The sequence below is a fragment of the Pseudomonas sp. LB1P83 genome, from assembly GCF_054897885.1.
The window spans coordinates 4,904,995-4,924,750 of the sequence record NZ_CM142709.1 but is presented as its reverse complement, the minus strand read 5'-3'; the positions used below and the strand labels follow the sequence as shown (position 1 = coordinate 4,924,750).

Sequence of the window (19,756 nt, the reverse complement as noted above, 5' to 3'; positions counted from 1 at the left end):
TGGTTCATATAAAAAACGGTTGGACGCCGCATTACCTTGTAGGAGCGAGGCTTGCCCGCGAAGACGGATTAACATTCAACATAGATGTTGGTTTATAGATCGCCTTCGCGGGCAAGCCTCGCTCCTACAGGGTTTTTCGGTGTTGGTTAGAACGATGACTGGATCTTGATCCCGCCAATCAGCGCGTCATCGACCTTGTCCACGCCACCGGGGTGGCGGATGTATTGCAGGTTCGGGCGCACGGTCAGCCAGTTCGTGACGTGCACGCCGTAATAGAGTTCGGCGCTGTATTCGGTGTCCTGGGGCGGCAGGAACGAGGGGTTGTCGTAGTCGAAGACGGCTCGGGCCTGATTGGTTGCTTCGGCGTTCTTGCGATAGGCCGGGTTGACGTGAACCCGGGCGAGGGCAAAACCGATGTCGTCCTTGGTACGAGCATCGAACAGGCCTTTGTAGACGACGCCTGCCTGGACATAGTTGTCGATGGTGTTGGTCTTCTTGTCGTGCATCGTGCCGTTGGCGAACACGCTCAAGCCGCGCGAATTGTCGCTGGCGCGGCTGGTGATCTGTTGCTGCACACCCAGCCAAACGCCGTGCTTGCTCGATGCGCTGCGGTACGCCTCGCCACTCAGGGCTGCGGGCTGACCGTTGCTGTCCTTGTAGGCATCAGTGGCTTTGGCGTTGCTGTAGTAATAACCGGCGCGGTATTCGCCCGGCAGGCCGTTGAGCTTCGGCGACCACACCAGTTCGACCGGCAAAATCGCGCCCTGGGTGCCGCTGCCGCTGAGCTTGAAACCGTTGCCGCGATCGAGGTTCGACGGGTTTTGCTCATACGCGCCGACTTGCGCGTACAGCTCAGGCGTCAGGTGATATTTGACGCGCATCGCCCACTGGCTGACCGGCCAGTTGTACCAGATGCCGCCCACCCAGTTGCCGACCTGCGAGCCGCAAAACGCCAGGTTCTGGAAGTCGCACGGGAAGCTGTTGAAGTCCTCGCCCTCGCCGAAGCGGCCGACCTTGATGTCGAGCTTCTGGTCGAAGAATGTCTGCTGATACCACATCTGCGTCAGACGCCAGGTTTGCCCCCGGCCCCAGACTTCCTGAGCCGAGGTGAAGCCGCCGACGCGGGGGTCGTTGATCCTGTCATTGCTGATGTTGTTGCCGCTGCGCTCGGTGATGGTCAGTTGAAACTCAGCGTCGTCCCAGCCGAGGATTTTCTGCAAGTCCAGATGCGTGCCGAAACCAAACTGATCGCTGTAACGCGCGGTGCGATCGTGATCGTAGCCGCCGTGCAGATTGCTGCCCATTTCGCCGGTGTAATCGACTTTGAAGTCGTAGCCTTTTTCCGAAAGTTCGGTGCGCGTGCCATTCCAGTCGCCGAGCATCCAGGGGGATTCGCTATCGAAAGCGGGGGCGGCCTGGGTGCAGGTGGCAAGGCCAAAAGCGCTGAACCCGGCGATCAGGATCAGGGTTTTTCGACTGGCAATAGCGGTGCAGACAGCGCTGTCTCGCGGGGTTGGGAAATCAGGCATAGAGAAGGAATTCTTGATCTTTTTCTGGGGGAGTGAACGGGAAGCGGCACTATGACGCGGGCAGATGAAGCGTTTCAGCTTGACGGGCGCAAGGATAATGTCCTGTTACAAATAGAGAAAGCGCTTTTGCTGACATGGTGCGTTTCGGATTTGGTAACAGTCCGTGGGGAAAGATCGCAGCCTCGTTTCACTCGACAGATCCTACAGGTGAACGCCAATGTAGGAGCTGTCGAGTGAAACGAGGCTGCGATCTTTTGCGTTTCACCTACATTTAGCTGACAGCACACAGATCGCTTCCCCCCAAGGAAACCCTCGGCTAAGGTGCGCGGCTTCCCATCCCTACATCGCTCGAAGGCCCGGCATGACCGAACAGAACAACAACCCGCTGCACGGCGTGACGCTGGAGCAAATCCTCAACGCCCTGGTTGAACATTACGAATGGTCGGGGCTGGCCGAGCGCATCGATATCCGCTGTTTCAAGAGTGACCCGAGCATCAAGTCGAGCCTGACGTTCCTGCGCAAAACCCCGTGGGCCCGGGAGAAGGTCGAACACTTGTACGTGAAGCTGATGCGCACCAAGCGCCCGCTCTGAATATGGTTATCCTCTCGACGCCAGGTTCTGCCGCGAGGCGTCGTTTTGTTGCGGTGGGCGCGGTGCTGGGCTGGTCGGGACTGGCCATTCAGCTGTACCTGATTCTCTACTCACGCTGGACGCTGGAAGCCAGTTTGCTGGGTGGGTTGATGAGCTTTTTCAGCTACTTCACCGTGCTGACCAATACGTTGGTGGCGGTGGTGCTGACCTGTGAGTGGACCACTCGTGAATCGGCGACGCGTCGCTGGTTTTTGCAACCGTGGGTCAGCAGCGCGATTGCCGTGAGCATCATTGTTGTCGGTCTGGCGTACAGCCTGCTGTTGCGCCATTTGTGGCATCCCGAAGGCTGGCAGTTGCTGGCCGATGAACTGATGCATGACGTCATGCCGCTGCTGTTTCTGGCGTATTGGTGGTTGTGTGTGCCCAAAGGCTCGTTGCGGCTGCGGCATATAGGGCTGTGGGTGATTTATCCGCTGGTGTACTTCGCCTATTCATTGCTGCGTGGGCACGAGTTGGCGGTTTATCCCTATCCGTTCATTGACGTCGGCACGTTGGGTTATCCACAGGTGTTTGTGAATGCGGGGGGATTGTTGGCGGGCTTTGTGGTGATCGCCCTCATTATCATCGCGTTGGACAGGTGGCGTGTTCATTGAACACTGATGGTTGTGTAGTGCGTTTTTGTGGCGAGGGAGCTTGCTCCCGTTCGGCTGCGAAGCAGTCGTAAAATCAGCATACGCGGGCTTTCAGGTAAAGTTCGGTTGCTGGTTTTAGCACTGCTGCGCAGCGCAACGGGAGCAAGCTCCCTCGCCACAATATCGAGTCGCGGTCACTCTTCGTCGCTGTCATCCAGCCGCCAGTAACCCACGGCTTTGACAAACTGCTCATTCAAACCGTGCTCATCAAGCAGCACCCGACGAATCTGCCGTGACACCTTGGTCTCGGTCGCCACCCACGCATACAGATTGCCGCTCGGTACTTGCAGTTGCTTCACGGCGGTCAGCAAATTGTCTTTGCCGCCCTCGCGCAAGACCCAGATCACATTGACCTGCGCAGCGCTTTCCAGGCGCTGCTGCTCGGCGCCGTTCTCCACTTCCACAATCACCAGCGCACGCCGATTGGCGGCCAAACCTTCGAGCCGGCGGGCGATGGCGGGCAGGGCGGTTTCGTCGCCGATCAGCAGGTAGCTGTCGAACATGTCGGGCACGATCATCGAGCCGCGTGGCCCGCCGATGTGCAGGAACTGGCCGGGTGTGGCCTGCTCGGCCCAAGTCGCGGCGGGGCCATCGCCGTGCAGGACGAAATCGATGTCCAGTTCCAGGGCATCGAGGTCGTAACGACGGGGCGTGTAGTCGCGCATCGCCGGCATCGGCCCGTTGTCTTTACCGGCGCCGAGCACCAGGGTTTCCAGCGCTGCTTGCTCCGCTGCGGTTTGCGGGAACAGCAGTTTGACGTGGTCGTCCGTGCCCAGGCTGACGAAACCGGCCAGTTCCGCGCCACCGAGGGTAATCCGGCGCATACGCGGCGTCAGGTCGACCACCCGCAGCACTTGCAGACGACGGCGTTTGATCTCATGCATGACACGGTGAATGGATTGCACGATCACTTCAGTCATTCGGCTTTCTCCTGAACGGGTTGAACGGCAGGGCCATCGACGATGGCTTTGGCGGTGTTGTTGAGCAGGTCGCGAACCCGCAGGATTTCTTCCGGGCTCCAGCGGCCGTGGTGCATTTGCAAGGCGTGACGCAAGTTGTTCACAGCCTCGTGGATCTCGGCCGGACGATCATGGCCGCGCAATGAGCGCTTGCTGACCTCGATGCGCATCCGCACGCCGTCCAGCGCAATGGCTTGCTCGGTCAACGACAGACGTCCGGCGTCGGTGATGCTGTAGCGTTTTTTGCCGCCCTCGGCGTCGCCCAAAATCATCTCGCTTTCTTCAAGAAAGGTCAGTGTCGGGTAGATCACGCCGGGGCTGGGGCTGTACGCGCCGTCGAACATGCTTTCGATCTGGCGGATCAGGTCGTAGCCGTGGCAGGGCTGCTCGGCGATCAGTGCCAACAGCAGCAGTTTCAGGTCGCCGGGGGCGAACACCCGGGGGCCGCGTCCGCCGCGTTCACGGCCGGGGCCTGGGCGTTTTTCGAAGCCGTCGCGGCTGTCGCTGTGGTCCCGATGGGAATGATGGTCTCTCATTTTGCGTCTTCTCTCGTCGTGTTTAGATACAACTTAAGATATATCTTTAGGCTTGCGCAAGCGTTCTGGACCAACGGTCGGCCTCGGGCGCCGCTTGAGGGCCAGGCGCAATCAGCGACGAGGAAGGATGCGTGGGTTGCTCTTTTAGAGTAATTGAACTAATTATAGAAGTTCATCGGTTGGTAATTAGTCCACCCGCATGACATAAGTAGTCTCGGTCTTACGGAAGTTTAATTAGTTCTTGTCTGTGTGCTTTTTCAGTTAAAACTGTGTGTAGTATTTATCTGAGGGTCAAACAATCAAGTTGGTGTTTTTTTAACTTTTTTCCTGCTATTCGAAAGCCATTGTTACTACATGTTCTTCGGAAGTTACGTACTTACTTTATCAAGAGATTGGACGATCATTCTCCGGCGTCGAAAGTTAAGCGAAATCGCCAACACGGGAGTGAATGGCGATGGCTTGTTCAAACTTTCCTCGGTCCAATCCTTTGAAAAAGACAGGTACTCAATAATGTTCAAGAAGCTTGCAATCGCCGTTCCGATGACCCTCCTGGCCCTGAGCGCTTCGATGGCGTTCGCTGCGGAAGAATCGCGCACCTCCATCAACATTACCGCTGACATCCCGAGCAAGGTTTTCCACGCTCAGCCTGTAGACAAAGACTTCGGTAAAGACGAGAGAATGCAGTACGTCGTCGGTACCGGTGTGCTGACGGAGGTCCGTGGCACCTTTGACATTCAACACACCAATGGCTCGGTAGGCGCATACGTCGTAGGCGGTCCTACGCCGCTGTTCAACGGTAATGCGACCTTGAACATTCCTCTGACTTACACCTTCAACGGCAAGGAATTGACCGCCGATTCTGAGGAAGTGGTTGGTGACGTCGAGTCCAACGGTGGTATGCGCGCAGACCTGGTCATTACTGCCGCTAAACCGGGCAACAATCAGGTGGGCGTCTACACCGCCAACCCGGTCGTCATGTTTGATGCCATTCCGCGCATCTAAACCAAAGCACGTTCTTTAAGTAAGCCCTGTCTTACTTGACAACGTTCACCGATCGATAGGGTTTCGCCCCTGTCGATCGGGTTTCAACGAATTTATCTTCAGAGTATTTCGTTCATGTTCCCGATGACTCCCATCGCGACGGCGCTTGCCCTATGTTTTTGTGCAACTGCCCTGGCCACGCCAGCGGATAACGGTACTACACCGCGAAGTCTGCTGGCGCAGGCAAAGGGTTTGCCGAGCGAGTTCGAAGAGCATTTCTTTGATGTACCGCTGGCGGTGCGCGTGGAACTTGATCAACAGTTTCTGGGTGAGGCGATGGTCGTGTTGACCCGCGACGATCGCATCACCCTCGTTGACTTCTCCGATATCAGCGACAGCACGATCAAGCCCAGTGAGCGTGACATCTGGGCCAACTATCTGAAACAGGGAGTGGCGCTGGGCGTCTGCCAGGCCAACTGCCCCGAACAGCTGCTGGCCGTGCACTACAGCCTTGAAAACTCCCTGGTGACGATCCTCACCGAAAACGCCGAGCGCGATGATCAAGTGCAGCTTTATTACAACCAGCCCGAAGGTGGCAGCACCGGGTTGATCGTGCGCAACCAGCTGAACCTCAATGGCGGCCAGAACCAGGACCTCGGTGGTCGTTACGGTCTGGAAGCCAGCAGCAGCCTCGGTAACTGGACCCAAGCCGTCAATTTGCAGCTGTCCCGTCTGGGCGGTGTGGACAACCAGACCTATCACGCCGTGCACGAGCTCTTCACCCAGCGCGAACTCGAAGGCAGCTTTGTGCGGCTGGGCTTATTCACGCCCAACTCGGAAGGCCTGACCCGTCAGCCGCGTTCCTTTGGCGCCAGCCCCGACACCGCGGTCGGCGTCATGTACGGCAGTTCCGACAGCCTGGCCATCAACAACCCGAAGCCGGCGGTCTACCCGATCTACGTCACGGCCAATCGCCAGGGTTCGGTGGAAATCTATCGCGACGGGTTGCTGATCAATACGCAGGCAATGCCGGCCGGTTTGCAGACCCTCGATACGCGGCCTCTGCCCGGCGGCATCTATGAAGTGGAAGTGCGCCTGATCGAAGACGGCCAGATCACCTCCAGCACTCAGGAACTGGTCTACAAACCCAACAACTGGCGCAATCATGACGAGCGCTGGCGCTACAACCTGTTCGCCGGGCGTGAATCGAAAGTGCTCAGCAACTGGGATGAGCAGGCCGACGGCGACATGACCGCCGGCGCCGCGTTCAACTTCCTGCTGCACCCGCGGGTGATCCTCGGCCTGTCGGGTCGACAAGTGAAAGACACCCTGCAATACGGCACGTCGGTCGACTGGGCCATCGTCAATAACGCCAGCGTCTATGCCAACGTCTATCAAACCCAGGACTACGGCACCGGCCTCGACGTGCAGGGGCTTTATTCCTACGGTAGCGGCAGCATCGTCGCCAGCCATAACCGCAGTTGGCTCGACACCACGCGGCTCTACGACACCCTGCCCGATGGCACGCGAGTGCGGCAGCGCAACGTGTTTATCGGCCAGACCAGCAACTCTTCCTTATCGGTGAATCATCGACTCACCAGCAAAAGTTCGGTTAACGCCCGGGTGTCCTACAGCGAAGGCAACACCGAAGGCGTCGGCGTCGATTTGGGCTGGACCCAACGCACGCAACTGTTCGGTAGCGACGCCAATTGGCGCTTGTCGCTGTTCGACAGACCGGGCAGTTTCAGCTCGGGGGATGATCGTAATCGTGGCCTTGATTTGAGCGTAAACATCGCCCTTGGTGGCCCGGGAGAACAGCTGTCCGGCAGCATCGGCACCCGTACCGATCGCGACGGCGGACGCGATAACAATGCCTCGATCACCTACCGCAAAAGCTTGCAGGATCACCTGCTGCAAAGCGTTTCCGCCACGGCCATCACCGACACCTACGGCATCGGTTTGAACGCGCTGGCGACGATGCAATCGGACCTGGCCAACGGCGACGGGTTTATCCAGCGCTCGTCCTACAACAACGACCTCACCGGCGGCCTGAACCTCGATAGCACCGTGGCCGTCGGCGGGCAAAAAATGATCGTGACCAGCCAATACCACCGCAACGGTGCGGGCATGATCATCGATGTCGAATCGGACATCGACGACATCACGTTGCGCGCCGACGATTTGAGCGGCGGCAGCGCGGTACTTAAACCCGGGCGCAATTTCGTGCCGATCACGGCTTACAAAAGCAGCTCTGTCAGTTTCGATTTCGAAGGCAACCATGTCCCCGCCGCGACCATCCAGCCGGCCCGTTCCAGCTATCACTTGAACAAGGGCGGCGTGGATTATCGGCAGATTCGCGTGATGCGAACCCTCACCGTACTCGGCCGCCTGATCGACCCTCAGGGCAACCCGCTCAAGGGCCATCACATCATCAACCACGCCAGTCGCGGGGTGAGTGAGGTGGACGGCTTCTTCTCCATGGAAATGAACGCCGGCTCACCGACCCTGGAAGTGCGCTACGGCAATCAGTTGCTGTGCCAGTTCCGACTCGATCCTAGCAGCGGTCGCACGGAAAACAATGTGCTGATGATCGGCGATCTGCGTTGCACGCCGGACACATTGGCGGACCTGACGCTTGAGACGCCGACGGCAGGCTGATGCCCGGCAAAACGCATTATTTTATGAGGTAAATGACGATGAAACGTCGGTTGGCACTGATTGGTTTTTGTTTGTTCACCCAGACGGCGCACGCCGGGCCGAGCATCAATATCGGCTCGGTTTACGACTACCTGGATGGCGACAAAAGTACGTTCTTGAAACGCGTCTTCAACGGTGGTGACAGCACCGCATTCGTCAAGGTCAACATCCTTGAAATCCTCTACGACGCCGAGGGTAAATCCCGGGAAGTGCCGCTCAAATCCAGTGCCGACGGCACCGCCCGAGACGGCTTGATGGCCAGCCCGGCGCGGCTGATCGTGCCCGCCAGTGGCATGCAGGGCACGCGCTTGCTGTACATGGGCGAACGCGACAAAGAGCGCTATTTTCGCGTGCGTTTCGTGCCGGTGGTGCCCGAGAAAGAAGATGAATTTGCGGTCTCCATTGAAGACCGTGAGGCCTACAAGAAAACCCTCTCTGCCGGGGTTACGGTGCTGGCCGGTTATGGCGCGGTGTTTTTTGTCCGTCCCAAGGACACGCGATACGCCAGCGTGATCGAGAACGAGGCGGCCAGGTACCGGATTCGTAACAACGGCAACACCGTGGTGGTGATCGATGAATTCAAGGATTGCTCGGCCAAGAACGAGCAGGACTGCCAGCCAACCACCAAGCATCACATTCTGGCCGGGCGCACTTTCGAGTTCGAGAAACAGGCCGGCCGCGAGTATCGCTTCACCTTGGTTGAAGGCGAGAGCAACAAGAAACTCGATGTGAAAGGCTGATGATTATGTTCAGAAAACTCACGATTCTGATGGTGTCGGCAATGGCCTGCCATTCAGCATTTGCAGCCCGCGAAGTGCAGCACTTCGAGGTGTTCGTGACGATCCCGAGCCAGGCGTTCTACGTCATTCCCGCAGACCCCGACTGGATTCACCGCGAACAGTCATTGCCGTGGAATCTGGCGACCTCGACGTTGGGCGACTTGCGCAAGTATTTCGATGTGAAGAACGAAGCCGGCTCCATCGAAGCCCGCCTTGAGGGGCGGCCCTACTTGTCCAACGGCATGGATGCCCATGACATTGGTTTGCGCGTGCTGTTCAACGGCCAATTGCTGAGCGAACTGGACAGCAGCGAGGTGGTTTCGATGAGCGATGCCGCGTCGGGTAAGCGTGTGTTGCTGGAGATCGCGCCAGTGCCGCCTGTCGATGGGGTTTACAAGCCCGGAAATTACTTTGGGAGTGTCAATATGATGTTCAATGCGGTGGCGCCGAAATGATGAGTTTATTGAATTCGCGATCAGCCCGGACACTGAATGGCTTTGTATTGACCAGCCTGTTGTACGCTGTGTTTTCAATGCCTGCACAGGCGGTGGTGGCAGAGATCACGGCGGTGTTCGAACCGGATTCGGCAAAGCCGCAGAAGAATGAGTTCATTAACACAACCCGATCCGAGGGCTTCTGTCGTCAGGTTCCGGCGGCTTGCGAACCCTTTGGGCTTTTCAGCCTTGGTGCACCGATTTTGTTCACGGCCAATGCCCCGATCCTGGCCAATCATGCTGACCCTCGCCAGGGTGGCATGGCCCGGGTGCCCTCCGAATGGAGGGACGTGTCTGTGACGCATGAATCAGGCGATTCAAAAGTTCTTTCCGTGCGGATTGGGGGGATTGGTCATGAGGCATCAATCCCTCGCACTATCACTCAGTTAACCGGTGGTGGGGGGTGGGACCAGCTGTGGGAAGGTGGGCGCTGGGTTTATGCTCCTGCTCCTTGTGAAGGCGTTGGTTTGGCCACTGCGGGTCCCGTGGGCTACAACAGCTTCTGGAGGGTCCCGGTCGGTGCTGGCGTGTGCAGCAAAAAGGCACTTTTCGACATTCCGATGTCCTTTAAGTATCTGTATTTCGTGTTCGCCTATGAACTACGAACACCTGACCCGCTGAACATGGCGGCCGGTAAATACACCGGTTCCATTACCTACACGGTCGGACCTCATCAGGACTTCGACATGGGCGATGTCATGATTCCCAATGACAACCAACTGACCCTCAACTTCTCTCTGGATGTGCGGCACACTCTCAAGGTTGAAATTCCTCCGGGGGGCAATCGCGTTGAACTGATCCCTCAGGGCGGTTGGCAAGCCTGGCTGACGCAGGGGCGCAAGCCGACACGGTTGTTTCGGGATCAGACGTTCAATCTGTCTTCGTCGAGTCGCTTCAAGATGAGCCTGGACTGCCAGTACAGCCTGGATGGCAACCGCTGCTCGGTGCGCGACCCGGTTTCAGGTCATGTCGTGCCACTCGACGTCAGCCTGACTCTGCCCAATGGTCTGGTGGATGCCGCCGCTCAACCGGTCAGTCGTCGACCGCTGCGACGCGATGGCAGCGGCACCGAGTTGTTCCAACCACGCTTTTATGTCGATCGCAAGCCTGGAACGTTGCACTTCGAGATTGCGCCGGACGAGGTCGACGAAATGCTCAAACCCGGTATCGCCAGATCTTATTCGGGCAATGTAACGGTCATCTGGGATTCGGAAGTGGGTTAAGGGTTGAACCCTGATGCATCACCTGATGCATCAGGGTTTGCCGATTACTGCTGTGCGTCTTTTTGCAGCGCTGCACGGGTCAGCGTTCTGCTCAGCTCTTTTTCTTCGTAGCCCATGTCGTGAAGCAATCGGCCGTAGACCTCATCGGTCATGTCCTGATCGGTCAGCACCACACTGTCGTCGATATTCAGTCGCCGTGCGAGGTCCAGCAGGCGCTGTTTGAGGGCTCGTCGCTGCGCAATCTGCAGGCCTTTGGAACTCGCCCAGGCCTGTTGTGCTTCGCGCAACTCCTCCAGCAACTCACTCTTGGTTTCGTAAAACCGGGTATTGCGACTGAACTCGTTCGGGTACGTGTCACGCAAGTATTTCTGCCAGAACGGCTGATCGATCATGTCGTTGATCAACCCGTCACCGGCTTCCATCGACATCACCGTATCGAAGGCGGTGTCGAGGGTTTTGGCGCTCACTTTGGCCAGTGGGCGATGCAGCATCGACTCCGATTGCCACGGCAAACCGAGGCGTTGAGCCAGGCCGGTTTCGTAGGCGAGATACACCTCCACCTCATCGGGATTGCCCGCACGGCTGCCGAAATCGGCGCGGGCAATGTCATCCACGCGCGCCAGGCGAGCGGCACCTTTTGCCAGGTTCACCAATTTGCTTTCCAGGACGGCGTTGGACGTCGATAAGGCAAAGGCTTCGGAGGCGAGCACCTTGATGCCCATGTGGTTGAACACCTGAGCCCCGGCATCGGCGCACGTAGTGGGCGCCTTGGCCATTTCGAACAGTTCCTTGCGCAACTCGGTGTCCAGGTCGATGGCTTCGATCATGCGCCATACCCGGCTGCTGAGCTGTTGACGCAAATCACCACCGGCCTGGTAATCGGCCGTGCGTGTCTGTTTCTGGATCAAGGCAAAAAAATCTTCAGAACCAGGCTCGGTCATCAAATCGTGCCAGGCTTCCTCCCGGAAAGTACCCAGCCCCGAGACCTCGGCACTCCACCAGACAGAGTCGTCGTTCATTGGCCACAGGTTCATCGCGTCTCTTGCAGCGTCGGCGTAGACCTGCTTGGGGGCAATACCGACTGACCGTCGATACGATTTGAAAATGACCAGGTTTGCGTCCGAGAGTTGCTTTTCGTACAAGCGGGTTCGCGCCACAAGGAAGGCATCCTCCGAGCCGGGCACGACGGTCGGAATAACGCTGATCGGGTTCTCCTGCAAATCCAGAAAGAAACCACGCGGTCGGCGCTTGCTGGAGGGCCCGAGAAGGCCATCGGGCCAGGTGGTTGCCCCGGTGTTGCTCAAACTCAGGATCCTCAGTTTGGGCATGCGCCCGACGTTCGGGAGCCTGCCCAGTTGCGTGTTGTCATCGAGCCTGAGTGTTTCCATGTGGGTCAGGTTTCGCAGTTGCTCGACGGCGGATGGCGTCAACCTGATGTCGTTGTTCATCAGGCGCAAGGTTCGCAGGTAGTGCATCTTGCCGATGGTTTCGGGGAGTCGCGTCAACCCGCAGTTGCGGGCGCTCAGTTGCCGGAGATGAGAAAAGTCACTCAACAGGCTGGAGGAGGTTTCGGAAAAGTTTGTGCGGTCCAGATTCAGGGTACTGATCTGATCGAGGTAGTGCTTGATGTCCGGCAGTTCCTTCCACCAGCGCTCAAGATCAGGCGTATCGAACTCTACGGACAGGTCCAGCGCATAACCGCCGTCGGCAGTGATACTGCGTTCACCGAAGACGGTGGGTTTTCTGCTGAAACAATCGATGAGTCGATCGGCAATATGCAGCCCGCCACCGCGCACGAACCCTTGTCGATCAGGCCCCCACGCATCAGGTCGCTGGTTTTGCCACCGATGGAGCAGCTTTTGAAGGTCATACAGCTCTCGGTCCAGCCTCGCCAGAGTCTGACGCCCTTGCTCTGGCGAACCCAGGGATCGAACGAAGGTATTGACCTCTCGTTCGTTGAAGTGGGGGTACAAATCCTCCACCCGTTGGGTGAGTGTGGCGGCGGTGGTCGATAAGCCGGGGCCGCGTAACAGCGTCATGTCTTCATGGTCCGCCATCGGAAGGATCGGCGGTGCGGCGAGCGCGGTGCGACGCTGCGCAGGTGTCTCGGTCTTTGCCATCACCCATTGCTTGAAAAACTCACCCTGGCCCGGCCGATAACCCAGCTGCGCTCGTTTGTTTTTCGGCAAGGCGTTGAGGACGGCTTCGTAAAAATCAGCGGCGTCGTGCAGTTTGTGGTTGTCGGCGTCCCAGACTTCAAACAGGTTCCCCTCATCCTTGACCAGCATCCGAACCGTCGACGCGTCCTGCGCACCCACAGTGCTGCGCAAGGGGCCAGCATCGCTGCCTTCGCGAACCTCGATGCGCAATTGCGCGAACGTGTCGGTATGAATCCTCAGTGCGTTCAGCGCCAGGCGTTCGGTTTCCGCCACCCACTGCGCGCCGTCGTGAAAACCTTCATAGGCATGGTTCGTCCGGGCTTCGAAGGCGGCTTCACGCGCACGGCTTTTGAGGCTCAACGGAAGGCGCTGCTCCTGGTTCAGGCGCGTGAGGTCGGCAGCGTCGGCATTGTTGAGCAGCGTCTGTGCCGCACGGGTTGGCAGCTCGGGAAATGTCTGGCGGATGAGTCGGATCTGCGGATCGTCGGACGCTTGCGCACCGTGGTAAAGCTGATTGACGATATCAGCGTCCAGTCGACTGGCTTCATCCGCCAGTCGATTGCGCAATGCTTGCACCCGTTCACTTTTGGCGGTTGACCGACCGAGCAGGGTTTGCAGCTCGTCTTCGCTGAGAAACTCGACAAGGTTGGGCGCAAATTGCTCGCTCATGAGGTTGGACAAACTGGTGGACAGCGTCTGCTCGTCGGTCGCGACGGGATTGCCGTACTGGCGGAATCGCCCGCTCATGTCGACGTTTTCGTAGACCCTCAGGGCTTTTTCCTCAGGCCAGCCATCCAGGTAAGTCGCCAGCGGTTCAAACCAGTAGGAGGACGGATCCAGGGGCTGTCCTGATCGGATTTTTTCAATGGCCTGGCGGGTCTGGCGCTGGATTTTCAAGCGTGTGAGGCTGTCGTCCAGTAACGGTGGCGGGGCCGTGTTGTCGACATGCATTCGGCGCAGCGCAGCATCGTCGGTACCGCTGGCGATTCGAACGTCCTCGAGTTCGGCGTCGCTGAAGCCGTCCACGGAGTGGCCCAGACGTCGCATTAATGTCGGGCGCTCCCATGCTCGCGGGTTTTCGGCTTCGTGGGTCCAGGCGCCGCGGCCGTTGTGTTTCAACTCGGGCAAATAAGCCGTGTCGCGATGGGGGTGTTTGATGCGGTAGTCACCGGTCTGCGGGTCCTTTTGCACGGCGTAGTGCTTGTCGTCCAGAGGCAGAATGTCCTGGCCTTCGTGGGCGTGAAGCCCCTGGGCGTCTGGGCTGGAGTCAGCCGGTAACTTCACTTCGGGTAGCTCGTAAGGTTTGAGGTCGGGATGCCACAGACGAGGTTCGCCATTGGGCAGTGTCACCGGTTTCATGCCTTCGATCAGCGGCGACAGTTTCAAGCGCGCAAGGTTGCCAATCTTCGCACCGGCGGCAAACGCCACCAGCGAAAGAAAGTCTGTGACTGCACCGGTAATATGCTCGGCGGCTTCGGTCCACAGCCCCAATGCCATGTCGACGATGCCTTCGATGACGTCGCTGGTCATCTGATACGCGGAGTAGACCAGCATCAGTTCACCCAACCCTGGAACGAACGGCGTAACCACCATCAGGGCGATGTTGAAGAGGTCCGAGGCTATTTTCTTGAAGTTTTCCCACCAGGCCCATCGGGCATCGGTATCGGCATCGGCGGTGGACACGGCGATGTGTCGGGCGTCGTTGAGAACCTTGTTGAGCTTTTGCTGAAAGAGGTACTCCCAGAGTTCGCCGGGGATCGGTGCGGCTTTGAAATGCAGGCTGGGATGGGTGACGGCAACTTCCCGCCAGCTCGGCCCTTGCTCCAATGGCTCTTTCTGATGCCATTTCACTTCGAACAGACGTTGTTGCAGCCCGCCGAAAAAATGCCCTCGGTCTGATTGATCGACGAACCGGCTGAAGAATTGCTGGTAGGTCATGCCGGTGGACGACACGACGTCGTTGTCGCGCAGCTGACGCGTCAGTTCATCCATGAAAGCGACGGTCGAGGGGTACTCTTTCAGTGGGTGCTCGGGGTCTTGCGGGACGTAAACAATCACCGGTGTCACGTCACGGATGCGTTGTTCCGGCCTCGGCGTGATCAACACGATGCCGGTCAGCAGGCTGTCAAGGATGGACAATTCTGCGAATTGCATCACCCGGCCTTTACGGGTGAGGTTGCGCTGGCCTTCGAGCATCTTCAGGACCAGGTCACTGGCATCGGTGTCGATGTCGCCCGTCAGAACGGCCAGTTGAGCGGCCGCTTTGAACGCGGCTTTCTCGCTCTCGACGATTTTGCGTTTCAAGAAACCCTGGGCGAGGCCGTCACTGGGCAGCAACTGCTCTTCGAGGTATTTCTTGTAGCGCGCGCCAATGTCCAGATTGCGACACAGGGTCTGAAACTGGGCGATGGACATTTTGCGTTTGATCGGCAGGATATCGAAGTGCCCGCGCGCATCGGGCTGGCTGATGAAGTTCGAGTCTGCCTCGCAGGTCTCGTGGCTCGCGAAGTTGTGCAGGGCCGCATCCAGCAGTGAAACGGTTCGGGTCACCACACCGCCGAGATCGCTGGCATACCAGGGCAGCTTTTTCGGTAGATAGAGATACAAACACGTTGTCGTTACATCGACGTCAACCCCGAACTGTTTCAGTAACGCCTCGGTCAGTAACGGTTCGGCGAACTCATAGACGCTTTGTACTTTATCCAGCACCCGGTCGACTGTGTTTTGAGCGGACCAGAGTTCAAGGTTGGCGTCTTGTAACGGCGTGTGATCGAAATCTTTGGTGGTTTGTACCCAATGCCCTGAAGCCGTTTGTGTGAGGCTCAGTTCCCGAATCCGTTGCAGTGAAGCGCCTTTGAACGTTGGGTGGATACGGTTCTGGATGAACCCGTAGTGGCGACCTTTATTGTTATCGGCCGCGGGTGCCGGTAGCGCTGATATACGTCCGTGTAAGTCAGTCATGCTTTTAATGAACCTTGAGCGTTAAGTGGAGTGACCAGCCTAACGCCCGAGGCTCAAAGTAAAAGTCTCAATTACAGCTGCTAAATAAGTGTTCGCCCTCGTAAAGCATTGGAATTATCAATGCCGAAAACAATTAATTACCGCCCTCGTTTCTCAGCGTCGTGCCACCTCCACCGGCAGGCATTGCGTATGCGTACCCGGTTGCAGATACGGCGTGAGAATCGGTGCCATGCCCTTGAGCACCTGTACGGGCAGCGCCGAGGTGAACTTGAAGGCTTCGGCGGTGCGCCCCGGTACGAATGCGGTCAGCGTTCCGAAGTGGTTGTCACCGATGAAAAACACGAAGGTGGCCGTGCGGTTGATCGACTTCGAACTCAGGATCCGCCCGCCGGAACCAATGGCTTCGATGCGGTTATCCCCGGTCCCGGTCTTGCCGCCCATGGCCAAGGGTTTGCCATCGGGTGTGATGAAACTGCCGGAAACACGTTTGGCGGTACCGGCATCCACCACTTGCGACAGGGCCTCGCGCATGGCCGTGGCGACTTCGGACGGCATCACCCGTTTACCGGCGTCCGGGTCGTTGATCAGTTTGGTTTCGTACGGCGTATTGGCCGCGAAGTGCAGGGTGTCGATGCGCAATGTCGGCATGCGCACACCGTCGTTGAGGATAGTGCCGATCAACTCGCCCAGCGCCGCCGGACGGTCGCCGGAGCTGCCGATGGCGGTGGCCAGCGACGGCACCAGGTGATCGAACGGGTAACCGACTTTCTGCCAGCGCTGATGAATGTCGAGGAAGGCTTCGATCTCCAACATGGTGCGGATACGGCTGTCGCGGGCGCCCTTGTGACGACTCTTGAACAGCCAGCTGTAGACTTCCTGACGCTCGAAATGGCTGGCTTTGACGATCTGGCTCCACTTCGCATCCGGGTTGTTCAGCAGGTAGCCCATCAGCCACAGGTCCAGCGGGTGAACCTTGGCGATGAAGCCCTGATCCGGCAGGTCGTAGGCGCCGGGGCTGTAATTTTCGTAGAGCCGTTGCAGGCGTTCATCGGTGAGCTTTTCGGTGAGCTTCGCGCCTTTGAGGTGCGAGCGCACGAAGGTGTTGAAGCTTTCCTGGCTGGCCTGCGGCAGCAAATAACGATGTACTGCCGCCATGCGAATCGGGGTAGGGCGCATGCTGTCGAGGAAGGTATCGAGCCGCGCCTGGGTGTCCTTGTTTTTGTACTTCTTCCAGAATTTGAGCAGGAACGAGGTGCCTTCGCGGTCGGCGAAATTGGCCAGGTATTCCTGACGCCGCGGGTCACGATCGTCCTTGAGCAATTCGGCGCTGTTGTTGGGGCCGGAATACGTGGTGTAGCGCACCAGGTCTCGCATCAGGCGAATGAACGGCAGGTTGATCGACTCACGCAAGGCATCGCGCAAGGTCGGAATGCGGCCGTTGTCTTCCTTGCGGAAGTTGACGAAGGTGTGCAGCCCGCCGCCGGTGAAAAAGGCTTCGCCGGGGCTGGCGGAATATTTGCGGTCCAGCGCGGCGCCCAACATGGTCGACAGGTTGCGGTCCTTGTTCTGAATCAGGTAATCGACGGCCCAGCGGCTCAAACGGTCCTGATCTGGGACGTCGACTTTCTTCAATTCCGGAACCGTCATTTCGGCGTACTTATCGTGCAGCTCGGCCATGATTTGCAGGTAGGTGGTGAGCACGCGCATTTTCGCGGTAGAGCCCAGTTCCAGCTTGCTGCCTTCGTTGATGTCGAACGGCTGGTCGGTGCTGTCGGTCTGCACCCGCACGCGCGCGCCGTCCGGTGTCAGTTCAAACAACGTGAAGCTGTAACGCACCTGGGTGGTGCTGGTGGGGGTGAGCAAGCGTTCGCCCATCAGGCCTATTTGTGTCGCAAACACCGGGTCGGCCAGGTGCTTGAGGTACTCGGTGGTCTGGGTTTGCAAATTGCCTTGCAGGGTACTGGTGGCGGACAGGTCGAGGCGGTCGAGATCGTACAGGGGACGATTGAGCAGCCCGCCCAGGCGGCTGCGCGCCACACTGATGCCTTTGTTGGTTTCAATCGGCTGAATGGTCGGCTGGGTTTGCCAGTCGCGGTACGTCACCTTGCTGGCCAGCGCTGCCGCTGCGAAGGGCGCATCGATCACACCATTCGCCGCCAGCAGGCGGATGTGGCTGTCGGTGAGGTCGGCCAGCTCATCATGGCCCTTGGTCAGGTAGTGAGAAGGGCGGCGCTGGGCGATCATCAGCGAGAGCATTTCACGCAGGGCCAGGCCTTTTTCGGCCATGCTCTTGGGATCCGTGTCAGTGCTGGCCAGCCGTTCATTGGCCTTGTTGAAATCGGCGCCGTACCAGACGCGCAACCCTTCGGCCATGCCATGCACTTCACCGTGCCCCGGTACTGCCGACAGCGGCACGCTATTGAGGTAGTCGCGCACCACATTTTGCCGGGCCTGCAAGGTTTCCGGGCCCGCCTGATAGGCACGTACGGTGGCGGAAATCATCTGCCGGATCTTTTCCGCGCCCGACACCGTCAGGCCGTCGGGCGAGTGCCGGTATTTCTCAAGTTGCGTCGCCAGCGTACTGCCGCCCGCCGACTGGCCCGGCAGGTTTATCAGCTTGGCAACTTGCGACCAAATCGCCATGCCGAACCGCGGCCAGTCCACGGCGGGGTTGGCCAAGGGCTGTTTGGGGTCGAGCAAAAAGCGGTTTTCGATAAACAACAGACTGCTGACCACCACCGGCGGGATCGCGTCGAAGCTTGAATAGAGTTGTTGTGGGTATTTGTATTGGTACAGCGGTGCCGCCTGGCAATCGGTAATCGACAATCCCGTCTGTATTTTCTCCGCGTAGGGCACGAAAAAGCCGTTGTCCGTGTAGTCCATCAGCTTTTGAGAAAAGCGGGTTTGTGACGCGATGACGTAGTCACGCTTGATTAAACGCGGCAGGAATTCACCCAGGGAGCTGTAGCCCAGACGCAAATCGAAAGGCCCCGCGCCTGGATAGCGAATCGCGTCGCTGGGGCCGGGTTTCATTTCATAACTCAGAGACGCAGCAAATTTGCTCACCTCTCGGGATTGAAACTTCGAGGTGCGCATCTCCTTGGCGGCAGCGAGCCCCAGGACAATCAGGATAATCAACAGCAACAACCAGAAAGCCCCCCAGCCGTGCTTCGTACGACTGCTAGAGGGTTTTTCAGGTATAGGCGCTTCATCCACACGTTCAGTCGGAACCACAGTTTTACTCGTATCGGTTTGCCATAACGCGCCCATAGTCGACTGATCCATTCACGCAGATTGATCGGACTTGTCTGAAGCTTAGTCGGTGGTTGGCGATGGTGAAAAAATTGTGAACATACAAATCCCGAATTCTCATCGTTAAGTGCCTGTGGAAAGGAGCTTTTGTGGTGCTGGAGCTTTTTGTGGTGAGAGGTTTATGTGGCGAGGGGATTTATCCCCGTCAGGTGGCGCAGCCGCCCCAAACCGATCACTGCTGTCCATTCAGAAAGACCGCATTCATCAGACTGACGGCTGCTGCGCAACCGAACGGGGATAAATCCCCTCGCCACAGAAGGGAAGTGACGTTACAACCAGCAGGCATCCCAGAGTGGGTAATCACCGATTTTTTCTACCAATCCTGCGCGCAACGGGTTGGCAACAATGTAGCGAGCGAACGGAAGAAGTTCTTCTCCATCGCGGATTGCGCGGTCGTGATAGCCGGTTTGCCACAAAGAGCCACTTCGGCCGGTCGTTTTGTTCACTGCCTGGGAGCATCGTGCTTTGGCAGCACCGATGACATTACCTAAATTGCTGTCGTGCAATTGCATCAGCCAATGAAAGTGATCGGGCATAACCACCCAGGCGATTGAGTTCACCAGCCCGGAGTCGTGAACCCGTCGCATTTCTGCGACAAGCAGGCGACCTAATTGCCAGTCAGAGAATATGGGTTGGCGATCATGGATGACTGCGGTGATGAGATAAGCACGACCGGTTTCGGAGTGTCGGCCCAAGCGCAGACGATGCGAGTTAGGTTGAGTAGGCAATCCATTGCTTCCTTGCAAGACAGTTGAGTGACGCTTTCAGGCTAGTAGGCAGTGATCTGTATCGACGCTGAGACTGTTGAGAGAAATTTCTGATTCTTGCGAAGGATTTGGTGA

At 58.0% G+C, this 19,756-nt stretch carries 14 protein-coding genes; 7 read left to right on the top strand and 7 right to left on the bottom strand.

Translation table 11 applies throughout. The features are described from left to right. Nucleotides 1-146: 146 nt before the first annotated feature. On the bottom strand, nt 147-1,529 hold the full coding sequence (locus tag ACYZTY_RS22490; RefSeq protein WP_461955536.1) for a carbohydrate porin: 1,383 nt from the start codon (nt 1,527-1,529) through the stop codon (nt 147-149). A gap of 361 nt (nt 1,530-1,890) precedes the next feature. On the opposite strand from ACYZTY_RS22490, the gene ACYZTY_RS22485 reads away from it, so the two are divergent. Both ACYZTY_RS22485 and ACYZTY_RS22480 read left to right on the top strand, forming a co-directional pair. Beyond that, nucleotides 1,891-2,121, top strand: a complete 231-nt coding sequence (locus tag ACYZTY_RS22485; protein WP_131060937.1) for a VF530 family protein — start codon at nt 1,891-1,893, stop codon at nt 2,119-2,121. 2 nt (nt 2,122-2,123) lie between these two features. Then, nucleotides 2,124-2,774, top strand: a complete 651-nt coding sequence (locus tag ACYZTY_RS22480; protein WP_461955535.1) for a Pr6Pr family membrane protein — start codon at nt 2,124-2,126, stop codon at nt 2,772-2,774. A gap of 173 nt (nt 2,775-2,947) precedes the next feature. Here ACYZTY_RS22480 and ACYZTY_RS22475 read toward each other — a convergent pair whose 3' ends face one another. Then, nucleotides 2,948-3,733 (bottom strand): siderophore-interacting protein, encoded by a 786-nt coding sequence (locus tag ACYZTY_RS22475; RefSeq protein WP_461955534.1) that lies wholly within the window; start codon nt 3,731-3,733, stop codon nt 2,948-2,950. Continuing rightward, the gene (locus ACYZTY_RS22470; RefSeq protein ID WP_461955533.1) at nt 3,730-4,308 is read right to left on the bottom strand and encodes a PadR family transcriptional regulator; all 579 of its coding nucleotides are present in this window, start codon (nt 4,306-4,308) and stop codon (nt 3,730-3,732) included. The genes ACYZTY_RS22475 and ACYZTY_RS22470 overlap by 4 nt, the downstream gene beginning before the upstream one ends. A 510-nt stretch (nt 4,309-4,818) precedes the next feature. On the opposite strand from ACYZTY_RS22470, the gene ACYZTY_RS22465 reads away from it, so the two are divergent. The 4 genes from ACYZTY_RS22465 to ACYZTY_RS22450 all read left to right on the top strand — a co-directional run bounded on the left by ACYZTY_RS22465 (nt 4,819) and on the right by ACYZTY_RS22450 (nt 9,220). Continuing rightward, nucleotides 4,819-5,310, top strand: a complete 492-nt coding sequence (locus tag ACYZTY_RS22465) for a CS1 type fimbrial major subunit (protein ID WP_461955532.1) — start codon at nt 4,819-4,821, stop codon at nt 5,308-5,310. A gap of 114 nt (nt 5,311-5,424) precedes the next feature. Continuing rightward, nucleotides 5,425-7,947 (top strand): TcfC E-set like domain-containing protein, encoded by a 2,523-nt coding sequence (locus tag ACYZTY_RS22460; protein WP_461955531.1) that lies wholly within the window; start codon nt 5,425-5,427, stop codon nt 7,945-7,947. A 38-nt stretch (nt 7,948-7,985) separates the two neighbouring features. Next, nucleotides 7,986-8,726, top strand: coding sequence for a molecular chaperone (locus ACYZTY_RS22455; protein ID WP_461955530.1), 741 nt, complete (start codon nt 7,986-7,988; stop codon nt 8,724-8,726). 5 nt (nt 8,727-8,731) lie between these two features. Continuing rightward, a complete protein-coding gene (locus tag ACYZTY_RS22450) occupies nt 8,732-9,220 on the top strand; it encodes a CS1 type fimbrial major subunit (protein ID WP_461955529.1) in 489 nt (162 codons plus the stop codon). Here the strand turns inward: ACYZTY_RS22450 and ACYZTY_RS22445 are convergent. Beyond that, on the bottom strand, nt 9,198-9,377 hold the full coding sequence (locus tag ACYZTY_RS22445; RefSeq protein WP_461959425.1) for a hypothetical protein: 180 nt from the start codon (nt 9,375-9,377) through the stop codon (nt 9,198-9,200). The two genes, ACYZTY_RS22450 and ACYZTY_RS22445, sit on opposite strands and share 23 nt — an antisense overlap. On the opposite strand from ACYZTY_RS22445, the gene ACYZTY_RS22440 reads away from it, so the two are divergent. Then, nucleotides 9,298-10,482: a hypothetical protein gene (locus ACYZTY_RS22440; RefSeq protein WP_461959379.1), complete on the top strand. Its 1,185-nt coding sequence runs from the start codon at nt 9,298-9,300 to the stop codon at nt 10,480-10,482. The genes ACYZTY_RS22445 and ACYZTY_RS22440 overlap by 80 nt on opposite strands. A 44-nt stretch (nt 10,483-10,526) precedes the next feature. Here ACYZTY_RS22440 and ACYZTY_RS22435 read toward each other — a convergent pair whose 3' ends face one another. The 3 genes from ACYZTY_RS22435 to ACYZTY_RS22425 form a co-directional block, all read right to left on the bottom strand. After that, a complete protein-coding gene (locus ACYZTY_RS22435) occupies nt 10,527-15,602 on the bottom strand; it encodes an NEL-type E3 ubiquitin ligase domain-containing protein (protein ID WP_461955528.1) in 5,076 nt (1,691 codons plus the stop codon). Between the two features lie 153 nt (nt 15,603-15,755). Beyond that, nucleotides 15,756-18,872, bottom strand: coding sequence for a transglycosylase domain-containing protein (locus tag ACYZTY_RS22430; RefSeq protein ID WP_461959378.1), 3,117 nt, complete (start codon nt 18,870-18,872; stop codon nt 15,756-15,758). Nucleotides 18,873-19,183: 311 nt separating this feature from the next. After that, a complete protein-coding gene (locus tag ACYZTY_RS22425) occupies nt 19,184-19,642 on the bottom strand; it encodes an REP-associated tyrosine transposase (RefSeq protein ID WP_461955527.1) in 459 nt (152 codons plus the stop codon). Nucleotides 19,643-19,756: the final 114 nt, after the last annotated feature.